Raw genomic sequence first — 11,834 nt, 5'->3', positions numbered from 1 at the left:
CGATAGGGTTGTGTAAAGTGCATGGGGATTGACGGAATACCGGGAATTCCTATGCATCTATTATACAACGATAACGGGTTAAGGAGCTGTTACAGATAACTTGGACAAATTATTCACCAGCCACTACTTATCTCTTACGGACCTTATAATTCATACATAAAAGAGGCAAGCGCATGTCTGCTTGGATGATCGGTGTCTCATACACCACAACCTTACTGTTTAGTATTTTCTTAGCACTAGGAATGACTTCATTGCTGTATTGGGTCAACGACCGGGCAGTGACGCCGTTTATCGTCGCCCATCGCGTCAGCATCGTGCGGGTGGCGGGACTGGCTTACTTGTGGATCTTGTACATATTACAAGACTTGCAATACCGCGTCGATCCGCAAATGCATGTGTTTGGACTGCATTGGGCCTTTTTGAATTTGATGTTAGTCAGCCTTTACGTTATCGCCGTCCGTACTGGTGATTGGGTGACGATCATTATCCAAGCCTTGTGCTGTGCGTTTTATTTGACCCGCTATGCGGAACCTTTTGACGGGCGAGTCGTCACTGCCTATCTCGTTTGGGTGGCGGTATTGTCTGGGTTGATCGTGATTCGTCAAACCATGCAACAACGGCGAATGTGGGATAATTTAGGGATGATCGCCTTGGGGGTCACTGGCATCATTGGCATTTACCTGTCTCGCCCGCGGGTATTTGACGCGTGGTGGTGGGTACGCGAACTGGTCGCTTACGTGATCTTAGGCTTGGTGGTGCAAGAATATATCCGTTTGACCGTCACCGCCGATGCCAACACGGCCAAAATGCAGCGTGTGGCTGCCTATGATCAAATGACTGCCGCGTCAGTATTGGCCCATAACCAAAACGACATCGCCAAATTATTTGATCTGGCGCAAGTCACCCATCAACAAATGGTCGTCGCCGCCATTGACGTCGACCGCTTCAGCGCTTTTAACCAGCGTTATGGTTATTTAGCTGGGAACGTGGTGTTGTTATCGATCGCCGATACCATTCAATCGGTAGTGCGACAAGCCAATGTCCATGCCCGCTTATATCGCTCTGGCGGTGAAGAATTCACCTTAGGTTTTGTCGGCGCGACGACCAAACAAGCCGCTACGATCGTTGCTGACTGCTTGCAAGCAGTGGCCGACACGCGCTTTCCCGTCACTGGCGGAACGGCTGCTTTGACGTTGTCAGCTGGGTTGACCATCGCCCAACAAGAAGACACCAGTATCGGCTCGGCGTTTGCCCGCGCTGATGATAACTTGCGTGTCAGCAAGCAACGCGGCCGCAACCAAATGTATGGCAGCGGCGTTGAAGCCACTGGCAGCGAGCCAGTTCTCACTTATTTTGCGCAGCCGATCGTGCACTCATCAGCTTCCGACACCAAAACTTGGGGCGCAGAATTACTATTACGGCAACAAGACGGCGAACACTGGCATTTGCCGGAGCGTTTTGATATCCATGTCGACAAGCAAGTGGCCTTGATCACGCAAGTATTGGCCAACAGTAGCCTTAAGCGCGTCAACATCAACTTGACGCCTGGCCAATTTGCTGATACCAATATCGCCAACGCCTTGGCTGGGTTTGCCAATGCCACTTATGGGCCAGAACAGCTGGTCGTTGAGATCACCACCGTGCCTGACTTAGCCACGGTGCGGCGGATCACAGCGATCTACCGTAGCGCTGGCATTTGTGTATTCATCGATGATGTGGGATCAGACAACTCTTACGAACTGGTGCAAAAAGTCTTGCCTTATATCGATGGCGTCAAATTCGCCATGCAAAATCTGCGCAAGCACGAAACCACTGCGCGGATCCACGAACGTGTGACCTTTTGGGCCAATACTGCCAAAAAAGCTAAGATCGAATTTATTTTAGAAGGCATCGAAACCCAAGAAGACTTGGACTTCGCGGCCAGCTTGGGGATCCAGTATTATCAAGGTTACTACTTTGGCAAACCGACCTTACCAACCGATCAACACTAAACAAAAACCGGCAAGCAACGCGGATCAGCGTCACTTGCCGGTTTTTGCGTCTTGATGACGCGCTCAATCAGCCATATCAACGGTGCTGGCAGTGCCTGCGATCGTCACTTCTGCTTGGTCAAAAGCCAAAGCAAAGAAGTCCGAATGCGCCGCGTATTTAGCAGTTTGCGGATACTTAGTGGTATACAATGTCTGCTGTGCTTGGGTTGGCGTGATCTTCGTCACTGTCGCTTTGCGCACGCGCATCACGTCGTTTTGACCAAATTGTGGTGTGGCAAAAGCCGCTTGCTTGTGCGCGGCGATCTCGGCGGCTTTTTCTGCTTTGCCACTGGACATGAACAATACCAAATCGTTTTCGGCGTCGTAAACCCCTAACACGATGCGCACATCAGGCGCAGTGCCATCTTCAGTTAACGTCGCGACGGCGATTTGTGATGATGCATTGACGATTCGTTCTAGATCCGTTTTAGTTGCCAAAAGAATCCCTCCAGTTTGATTTCTCTCAAACGAGCAATCGATGTTCGTCTAAACAAAGTGTAAGCGGTAACCGCTGGGAATACAAGGTCGGCAATCGTGCTTCGCCGCTGAAAAATCGTGCGACGCACCGGTTTTTGAGAAAACGACACAGGACAAATTTTTAAATTGGCGCGGTCCAGCCAATTCGACGATTGCGTCAAAACGCAATGACCAAGCGCCTTTGCGTCGATGTTTGCGCCAATATTGATATTGGTCGTGTCCCATTTCCCAAAAACTACCAAAGTGGCACGATTTGGCGTGAGGTTTTCGAAACAAACGGCTTTTATCGCCCGCCGTCGCACTGCTCGGTTGACCAATTACGCACAATTGGCTTGCACAACGCTAGTTTTTGGACTAAACTGAATTCGATCGCACACGACTAACATGAAGAGGCTGATGAACCGAAGCTACCTTGATCGGTCGTGTGCGGCCGTGCCAATTAGCCCAAACTTAAGCGATCGATCGCAACACCATCAGGTCATTTGTGATTTCAATCTAAGTCAGCAAGAAACCGAGGTTGTCGATATGGAAAAAAATGATGCCGCATTACGCCAGAAACTGACCAAGCAGCAATATGCCGTGACCCAAAAAGCCGCCACTGAAAGACCCTTTTCCAGTGACTTGGATGACTTTTACGAACCAGGAATTTACGTTGACATTGTGTCTGGTGAGCCACTTTTTTCGTCGCAAGATAAATACGATGCTGGCTGTGGCTGGCCGTCTTTCACTAAACCTATCGCCAAGTTGACTGAAAAATGAGACCACCGCCTGCTGATGGAACGCACCGAAGTCCGTAGCAAAGAAGCTGACTCGCACTTGGGGCACGTCTTCACCGATGGTCCGCAAGATCGTGGCGGGCTTCGTTACTGCATCAACGGTGCCGCTTTGCGGTTCGTGCCGCAAAGTCAGCTCGAGGCTCAAGGCTATGGGCAATACCTTGCCTTGTTTGAGGGGGAAAAATAATGGCAAAAGCTTCCGCAGTATTTGCTGGGGGATGTTTTTGGTGCATGGTCAAGCCTTTCGATCAGCAACCTGGGATCATTCGCGTCGTTTCGGGTTACACCGGCGGCCATGTCGCAAACCCGACCTATGAGCAAGTGGCCAGCCACTTGACCGGCCACACCGAAGCGGTCGAAATCACTTATGATCCCGCTGTGATCAGCTATGCGCAACTAGTCGAGATCTACTGGCAACAAACCGATCCTACCGATGCCATGGGTCAGTTCCAAGATCGCGGCGACAGTTACCGGCCAGTGATCTACTACCAAACAGAAACTGAAAAGCAAGTGGCTGAAGCCTCCAAAGCAAAGCTGGCCGCCAGTGGCCGCTTTAAAGAGCCGATTGTTACTAGCATTGAGCCCGCCAAACCCTTCTACCCAGCAGAAGACTATCACCAAGACTTCTACCGCAAACAGCCAGCTCGATTCGCCTTGGAAGAACTCGGTGGCCGCGAGCAGTTCAAGCACACCCACTGGCAAGGTTAACCCTCTGGCAATCTGAATCCCGGCAATTGACGACGAATGATTAGCAGAATATAGTTTTATTATAATTGAGGGGATCTCAACACGCAGACTAATCGGAGGTATTCTTTTGAACGAAACGGGCTTGAAAGCGTTAGAAAGCTTACCATAAACATGATTTGAAACCGCGCAACAAGGTGTCATTCATGCCGAATTAGATCGTAAGCGTGGCGACGGGAAGCTTGCTGACCTATTAGCCAACGAAGCCATGGAAGATTTTCAAGATTCGCAGACGATTGTTAAGCGCTTAGCCGAACTTGGCTACACCCCCAAACCGGCAGCTGGAGCATTACCGATCTTCGCAGATATCAAGGAATAACTCGAGTTTACTTACAAGAGCCTCATTGGCGAAAACGCAGGTGCCTTAGACCGTATCGCCCAAATATTTGCCGATGACTATACTACTCACAAGATGGTTAATGACTTCATTATCGAAGAAGCCGAGCACAAGCTGTGGCTTGATGAAAAAGCTTGGTATGGAGAACTATCTGATTGAACAAATTGGCCAAGTCGACGACTAGTTTTCAGCTGTTGGCCCCAATGATCAAGGACCTTCGCAATCGCGAAGGCCCTTTTGTGTGTCCTGACATTCTAACAGCCTGATCACCTAAGCACGAACCCCATCACTTGTCATACGGACTTGCATATCGATTCTTCTCGCGGTTTGCCACCTACTCTTCAATAAGCCAAAACCTGTATACCATGTTCAACGACCCTGTCATGAGACACTATTCAGACAGAAAGCTGAAAACGGTTGGTAAATCCGATCCATTGCGAGGTGATGCCTATGCACATCATCCAAGCTCTAAGGGAGCTGGCCTTTTTCTATACCAATGATAGCGTGCGCGTTTCCTAAACGAAACATACCAATCCCCATAAACTTCAGGGGTGTTCTGGGTGCTTATAATTCTTCGCGTCGCGGATCATTTGCAAATATGACCGCGTCATCCGTTCCGCCATCTCAAAAGGCACTTCATAAACGTTGTGCGCAAACCACGCTTGCAACCAAACTGCATTATCATGTACTGCCCCGTCACTTTGATACATGTGCATAAAAATCTCGCCATCTTGATCATGCGAGAGCTGGAAATGTTTGATATACCAAGAAGGCGTATCAAAACTCGGCTCTAATTCTTTGATTTTGGCGAATAAGTCATCGATCAGGCGATCATAACCAAATAGAACGGCACGCAAATTTTCTTCGCTTTCAGAATCAGCGAGTTTGATATGGTATTCTCGCATTAGATTGGACATGATTGATATCCTCCTGTTTTAAGATGGCGCAGTAGCCAAATATTAAGCAAGCACATTACTCAATGGACACACCAAACAATCCAGCTTTAACGTTTTGTAGGCAATACTTTAGTCGGTATGTTGCTACCCCTTGCTGAATTGCGACCTGGATCGCGGCTATTTCTTTATCTGCATCTTGTTTAGTCGCGTAATACCCTAGCAAAAACGTCTCCTTGCCAAAAAGACTGCCTGCCGTTGCAGAATATCCTAATATTGCCGCTTGCGCTTTCTTGTGCCCAAAACCGCTGGTCGTTGCAACGCGAAAACTGCCTAACTGTGCAACCGCACCATCAACTGCCGACTGGATCGTTATCCAACCACTAGCAGCGTTTGCTACCTTCGCCCCGACCTCACCGTCATCACCAAGTAACGCATCATACGAAACGCCAAAGAATTCCTTCAAGAGATGCAAGCGAGTTAGATCTGGCTCAGCAGTACCTAATTCGTACTTAGATACCGACTGCCTGCTGATCCCCAACTCATTGGCCAACTGCTCTTGTGACACGCCGGCCTTCTTCCTCAATGCAACCAGGTTATCCTTAAACATCATCGCCACCTCCTTGCCCTTATTGTGCCAGATGACCCGCCATGGCACCACCAAACAACAGGTGCATCTTCGCAACTGTGAGTTGCAAAAAAAGCGTCTTACTATGATTTCAGCAAGATAGCTTCATTTCCCGGGAAATATCAATGACGACTTATTTGCTTTGCCACTAGAAAAACCAATAGTTCAACTAGCAACACGCCAATAACGAGCGCACCCAGTACAACATTGGTGATCCACCAAGCTTTATTTTTCAAGAGACCACTCCTCAAACGGAATCGATCTTGGCAAAACAGCCACGCGGATTCGCTCGTCAACAAAGCGCCAATGACGACATAGGCTAGCTGATTGCCAACATCCATTCCAAAGATTTGTCCCCATGCGAAAGCAACCATCAGCAAACCGACCGTAAACGAGGCCATTTGGGTGTATCGCTGCTTAATCGGCTTGTGTTCACAGCCAAATATGACCAGTAAGCTAACAATCATGGCATCGGACAATACCAACATCTCAGCAGTTGTCGAAATCACCAACCGGATAGTGACGGCAATCGCCACCGCCGTTGGCAAGCAGGCCAACTTTTGCTTCTCGACGTCATTGGTCCGTCGCCCCAACAAGTAGTCCGTCGAGACGTCCAACAATTCAGCAAGTCCAGCCAGCGTCTCAAGGTTAGGGAGGTTTCGGCCAGTTTCCCAACTGGATACGGTTTGCCTAGAGACAAACAGCCGCTCCGCCAGTTGTTGCTGTGTCATACCGCGTTGTTGCCTGGTTTGACGTAATGTTTGCTCAAACATGGTTGACCTCCTAAGCGTACGTCTCGACTATGATGACGTCACGCTAGTTTCTCTAGCATCGTCACTTAATCCTTCTTTACTGCCATTCGAATCATCTGAACAAGCGTGACCACAAAAAACAGGCCAAATCCAATTAGAAAGCTCTGTCTGTCATCTGCTAAAGGTGCTCGTAGGATAAAGAAGTCGATCAAGAAGTAGCCTGCCGGCAAAATCACTGCAATCAGTGCTGACAACAAAAGCACTGCGAACCCCCGACCAATGAATTTCATTTGTTCACCCTTTTCGCATCCCCATGCACCATCATCGGGCCATTACTAATGCTGATAGTAACAACTGAAAACCTACAAAACAACGAACAATTTCGTCACATATCGCGTGCTTGAAATTGCTATCATTTATATTGATGCGGTTGCATCTGTGATGAATACTCTGTTTGTTTAAGCTACGTCATGCCAAGGTTCATTACCCATACCACTTATGCGACGGACGTATTCGTCTCACCAGCAGTGAACCTGAAACAACATACACCGCCACTGACTCGGTGTTATTTAACCAACGTTTTCGGCTTCAACAGCTTCATTCCAAATGACGACGATAGCTGCCACACCTTTAACCGCATCACTTGTGATAAGGACTTGCGTATCGGCTCTTCATGCGATTATACACAAATCGTGTTTCAATTAGCGAGGGAAAAGCGTAGGAAAATCTCCTACGCTTTTCCCTCGCTTTTCCTTCACGACTTATGAATGCGATATTTCGTATTGACCGAGGCCCCGACAATTTCAATTTGTTGACTGCTTGCCAACTGATGCAGTGCATACATCACTTGATCACGCGTAAGTTTAGTGTGATCTTGAATTTCTACACGTCTTAACGGTTGACTTGCTTGCTTGAGTGTTTCTAAAATCATTGCTTGATTGGATGAGACGGCTGCTGGCGTCTTGTGCTCATCATCTTCTTCAGAAACAACTGATACCTGATAATTTTGATTGGGTAAGATCACCTTAAACGAGTTCTCGCGCACTTCAAACGTTAACGTTTTAGAGCTATCCTGATAGGCACGATACATCCGCCGAATTCCAGTACCATAGTTTTCAATATAGTTCATCTTGTCCAGAATATGAATCAAAGTTGGATTTCGAACAGCAGTCAGCCCATCTTCAATTTCTTCCAACGTTAGCCCATCAGGAATATCCCATCACTTGTGATACGGACTGCCAATATTGATCATAAATGCGCGGTAGATCTGCTCGATCAATACCAAGCGCATCAACTGATGCGGCATGGTCAACTTGCCAAACGATAACGTATTGTCGGCACGTTTCATGACTGCCGGCGATAAACCTAGCGATCCACCGATCACAAAATCGATATCGGAATGACCATAAGTGGCCAACTGATCGATTTCTTTGGCAAAAGCTTCTGAAGAGCGCTGTTTGCCTTCGATAGCCAAGGCAATCACCCAATCGCGGTCTTTGATCTTGCTTAACAGCCGCTGCCCTTCTGCTTCTTTGACTTGCATCATTTCGGCCTCAGATAAGGATTCCGGGGCTTTTTCGTCTGGGACTTCGATGAGTTCGACTTTGGCGAATTTGCTCATGCGCTTTTTGTATTCAGCGATGCCATCTTTAAAATATTTCTCTTTGAGCTTGCCCACTGCCAGAATTTTAATGTTCAAAACCTCACGCTCCTATCCGTTTTAGTATACCAAACTTCCGATTGTAAATATGACAGGCAATATGTTTACATGGATTTTACACAAGTAGTGTTGTGCCCGTTCGGGTTTTAGCGCAAAATAGGAATGTTGAGTCATTTTTTGGAGAGGGTTAATTCATGACCGTAATTAAAAACATCGCCAAAGACCGCGTGTTACAAATCACCGCAGCCTTAGTGGTGCTCAGTCTGTTCTTCGCCAGGCCAAAGTTAGCGGATATCAATTTTTCCACTTTGTTCTCGATCCTTGGGATGATGACAGTCATCCAGATCTTCGAGTATCTACATATTCTGGATTATTTCGCTTATCGTTTGACCGCCCGTGCGACCACCAATCGCCAGCTCACTTGGCTGTTTGTGCTGTTGGCGATCGTCGCCGGAATGTTTTTGACCAATGATGTCACGGTGTTGACGCTGGTGCCACTGTATTTGCGCATTGCCAAGAAGTTCAAGCTACCTGAGATTTTACCGGTCACCTTGATCGGCATGGCGGCTAATTTTGGCTCCGCCTTTACGCCTTTTGGCAACACGCATAACATCTTTTTGATGAACCATTACGGCATTAATGTCACCACATTCTTCACTTGGTCAATCCCATTGTTGATCGCCAGTTTGTTGTTGATCACGTTGTTTACCATGTTTATTAAGTCCACGCCGTTGCCAAACGTGCCGGCTGAAGATATCCATGTGCAAACGCGCCCGACGATCATTACCGTGGTCGTTGCCTTGATCATTTTCGGCGGGGTGTTGGAAATGATCCCTAGCTGGGTCGGGGCCATTGCGGCGATTGCTTTGGCGTTAGCCTTTAATCCCAAGATCATGGGCGATGTCGATTATGCGGTGGTGCTGACTTTCGGTGGCTTCTTCGTGATCGTGTCAGTTTTGCGCCAGTTGCCTTGGGTCGTCACGTTGATCTCTGGTTTGATGGCAACCTCTCACAGCGTGTTCTTAACGTCGATGTTCTCCAGTCAGATCATTTCAAACGTTCCATCGACTGTGTTGATCGCCAAGTTTACCAACTACCAAGCAGCGTTGTTCTTAGGTTCTAACATCGGTGGCTTAGGCACAGTGGTTGGCTCGATGTGCAACTTGCTGGTATTTAAGCAATACACCGAATTTGGCAACAAAGATTCCGGCAGGTTCTTCATTGGCTTTTCTGCGTTGAACTTCTTAGGTTTGGCGATTTTAGGGGTCATGGGCTGGATCATTCTCGATTTCGTTTATTAAACATACAAAACAAACAGGTGGGCAAATGCTTGCCTGTTTTTGTTTCCAGTGCAAATAAATAACCCGCTGATCAGCGGGTTATTTGCGTTCGCCGCAAACCAATGCGGCAACCGTTAATACATGAGATGTCTTAATGCACTTGCTGGCACTTGGGCGCGTTTAACCGCATGCCAGCGCAAGACGGTTTGACCTTTGGTGACCACCGCCAAATAAGTATTCGCATCCAAAGGCTTGTCGCTGGCATCAAGTTCAAGCTTGCGAGCCCTGCCTTGGGCAGTGTAGCTAGTGACTTCATAGCGATAATCTAAGCCACCGTGATTATTGGCATGCCATTGCACCGCAGAATTTCTCGTTGAGACATAAACCGTTTCTTCTGGGACCACTGGGTTCACCAGATCCAAAACTTGGGCGGCAGTGGTGGTTTGATCATGCGTCAACAAAGGGGTCACACAAAATCCCAAGCCAATGACGACCAAGATCGATAACAGCTTTTTTTGCCACGCTTTCATCTGCCCACCCCCTACAATGATCAGCTTACCAGCTTGGCAAAACGCTTGCATCAGTCAAAAGGCCGACTCGCCTTCACCCTTTAGCGCCATTTCTCTAGCAGTTTATTAGACGCCTGCGCCGCATCGCGGTATCATACCAATGTAAGCGTTATGCTGAAACTTTTTTTGTAAACAAAACATCCCCTCAAGGAGGCAATTATGGCAAACGAATATATTCTTGCCATTGATGAAGGCACCACCAGTACTCGGGCGTTGATCATTGACCACAGCGGCAAAAAGGTGGCTGATGCGCAGCGCGAGTTCCCGCAATATTTCCCCCAGCCAGGCTGGGTCGAACACAACGCCAATGAAATTTGGAACGCGGTGTTGTCAACGATCGCCACTGCCTTCATTGATTCTAAGATCCAACCCAACCAGATCAAAGGTGTGGGCATTACCAATCAGCGCGAAACCACGGTGGTATGGGATAAGCAAACCGGCTTACCGATTTATAACGCCATTGTGTGGCAATCGCGGCAAACCAACGACATCGCCACCCAACTGAAAAAAGATGGCTATGGCGACTTGATCCATGCCCACACTGGCTTGTTGATCGATGCATATTTTTCTGCCACCAAGATTCGCTGGATCTTAGACCATGTCAAAGGCGCACAAGAACGGGCTGAACGCGGCGAGTTGTTATTTGGCACCATTGATACTTGGGTGTCTTGGAAGCTGTCTGGCGGGGCTTTTCACGTGACTGATTACACCAATGCCAGCCGCACAATGTTGTTTAATATTCACACCTTGCAATGGGATGATGAGATCTTGAAGATCTTAAACATCCCCAAAGTCATGTTACCAGAAGTCCACAGCAACTCAGAAGTTTATGGCATGACGGCAGATTATCACTTCTATGGCTCAGGCGTGCCGATCGCCGGCATGGCAGGCGATCAACAAGCCGCCTTATTTGGCCAATTGGCATTAGCACCTGGGATGGTGAAAAACACTTACGGCACTGGCGCATTTATCGTGATGAACACCGGGGTTGAACCGATCATGTCCGCAAACAATTTGTTAACGACGATCGGCTACGGCATTGATGGTGAAGTCCATTATGCCTTAGAAGGATCGATTTTTGTGGCCGGCAGTGCGATCCAATGGCTACGCGACGCGATGCAATTGGTCGAATCAGCGCCGCAATCAGAAGCGGCGGCGCGCGCTTCCAAGTCGCAAGATGAAGTATATGTGGTGCCGGCGTTCACCGGCTTAGGCGCACCATATTGGGACGCTGACGCCCGCGGTGCGGTGTTTGGCATCACGCGCGGTACCACCCGTGACGATTTCATTAAGGCCACCTTGCAAAGTTTGGCCTATCAAACCCGCGACGTCATCGACACCATGGAACGCGATACTGGCATTGCGATCCCTGCGCTACGTGTGGATGGCGGTGCCGCTAAAAATGACTACTTGATGCAATTTCAAGCTGACATCATCGATACGCCGATCGAACGCGCCGCTAACTTGGAAACCACTGCTATGGGCGCCGCCTTTTTAGCGGGGTTGGCCGTGGGTTTTTGGCAAAATACAGATGAATTAAAACAAATCGCCGCGGCTGCCAAGCGCTTCGAGCCGCAAATGGACGCCACCCGCCGCGCGTATTTATATTCAGGCTGGCAACAAGCCGTTAAAGCCACCATGGTGTTTAAACACTAGTCCCCATTCAGTACGCCTGTCACCCAATGATC

Annotated in this window: 12 protein-coding genes and 1 pseudogene; 5 read left to right on the top strand and 8 right to left on the bottom strand. The window is 48.4% G+C overall.

Features of this window, described 5'->3' with window-relative positions:
- Window positions 1-173: 173 nt before the first annotated feature.
- Window positions 174-1,991 carry a diguanylate cyclase domain-containing protein gene (locus tag ACKTSG_RS09795; RefSeq protein ID WP_407894285.1) on the top strand — a complete coding sequence of 606 codons (1,818 nt, stop codon included), beginning with the start codon at window positions 174-176 and terminating at the stop codon, window positions 1,989-1,991.
- Window positions 1,992-2,054: 63 nt separating this feature from the next.
- Here ACKTSG_RS09795 and ACKTSG_RS09790 read toward each other — a convergent pair whose 3' ends face one another.
- Window positions 2,055-2,468 (bottom strand): pyridoxamine 5'-phosphate oxidase family protein, encoded by a 414-nt coding sequence (locus ACKTSG_RS09790; protein ID WP_407894283.1) that lies wholly within the window; start codon window positions 2,466-2,468, stop codon window positions 2,055-2,057.
- A gap of 564 nt (window positions 2,469-3,032) precedes the next feature.
- Here ACKTSG_RS09790 and msrB point away from each other — a divergent pair.
- Window positions 3,033-3,470 (top strand): annotated as a pseudogene (gene msrB / locus ACKTSG_RS09785) (peptide-methionine (R)-S-oxide reductase MsrB).
- Complete coding sequence (gene msrA / locus ACKTSG_RS09780) at window positions 3,470-3,991, top strand: peptide-methionine (S)-S-oxide reductase MsrA (protein WP_407894281.1); 522 nt, start codon at window positions 3,470-3,472, stop codon at window positions 3,989-3,991. The pseudogene msrB and the gene msrA overlap by 1 nt, the downstream one beginning before the upstream one ends.
- Window positions 3,992-4,909: 918 nt before the next feature.
- Here msrA and ACKTSG_RS09775 read toward each other — a convergent pair.
- The 6 genes from ACKTSG_RS09775 to rlmH form a co-directional block, all read right to left on the bottom strand.
- Window positions 4,910-5,281: a hypothetical protein gene (locus ACKTSG_RS09775; RefSeq protein ID WP_407894279.1), complete on the bottom strand. Its 372-nt coding sequence runs from the start codon at window positions 5,279-5,281 to the stop codon at window positions 4,910-4,912.
- 55 nt (window positions 5,282-5,336) lie between these two features.
- A complete protein-coding gene (locus ACKTSG_RS09770) occupies window positions 5,337-5,867 on the bottom strand; it encodes a helix-turn-helix domain-containing protein (protein ID WP_407894277.1) in 531 nt (176 codons plus the stop codon).
- 140 nt (window positions 5,868-6,007) lie between these two features.
- Complete coding sequence (locus tag ACKTSG_RS09765) at window positions 6,008-6,658, bottom strand: helix-turn-helix domain-containing protein (protein WP_407894275.1); 651 nt, start codon at window positions 6,656-6,658, stop codon at window positions 6,008-6,010.
- Between the two features lie 65 nt (window positions 6,659-6,723).
- Window positions 6,724-6,927: a hypothetical protein gene (locus ACKTSG_RS09760; RefSeq protein WP_407894273.1), complete on the bottom strand. Its 204-nt coding sequence runs from the start codon at window positions 6,925-6,927 to the stop codon at window positions 6,724-6,726.
- Window positions 6,928-7,391: 464 nt separating this feature from the next.
- Window positions 7,392-7,832, bottom strand: a complete 441-nt coding sequence (locus tag ACKTSG_RS09755) for an ATP-binding protein (protein ID WP_407894271.1) — start codon at window positions 7,830-7,832, stop codon at window positions 7,392-7,394.
- Window positions 7,833-7,856: 24 nt separating this feature from the next.
- Complete coding sequence (gene rlmH, locus ACKTSG_RS09750; protein ID WP_407894269.1) at window positions 7,857-8,336, bottom strand: 23S rRNA (pseudouridine(1915)-N(3))-methyltransferase RlmH; 480 nt, start codon at window positions 8,334-8,336, stop codon at window positions 7,857-7,859.
- Between the two features lie 155 nt (window positions 8,337-8,491).
- Here rlmH and ACKTSG_RS09745 point away from each other — a divergent pair, with 155 nt between their 5' ends.
- A complete protein-coding gene (locus ACKTSG_RS09745; RefSeq protein WP_407894267.1) occupies window positions 8,492-9,598 on the top strand; it encodes an SLC13 family permease in 1,107 nt (368 codons plus the stop codon).
- Between the two features lie 113 nt (window positions 9,599-9,711).
- Here ACKTSG_RS09745 and ACKTSG_RS09740 read toward each other — a convergent pair whose 3' ends face one another.
- A complete protein-coding gene (locus ACKTSG_RS09740) occupies window positions 9,712-10,107 on the bottom strand; it encodes a YxeA family protein (protein ID WP_407894265.1) in 396 nt (131 codons plus the stop codon).
- A 198-nt stretch (window positions 10,108-10,305) separates the two neighbouring features.
- Between ACKTSG_RS09740 and glpK the strand changes: the two genes are divergently transcribed.
- Window positions 10,306-11,802: a glycerol kinase GlpK gene (gene glpK / locus ACKTSG_RS09735; RefSeq protein WP_407894263.1), complete on the top strand. Its 1,497-nt coding sequence runs from the start codon at window positions 10,306-10,308 to the stop codon at window positions 11,800-11,802.
- Window positions 11,803-11,834: the final 32 nt, after the last annotated feature.

It is taken from the genome of Lacticaseibacillus salsurae (assembly GCF_045862175.1).
GTDB lineage: Bacteria > Bacillota > Bacilli > Lactobacillales > Lactobacillaceae > Lacticaseibacillus > Lacticaseibacillus salsurae.
The sequence above is the reverse complement of the archived record's forward strand: the minus strand, read 5'-3'. Positions and strand labels throughout refer to the sequence as shown.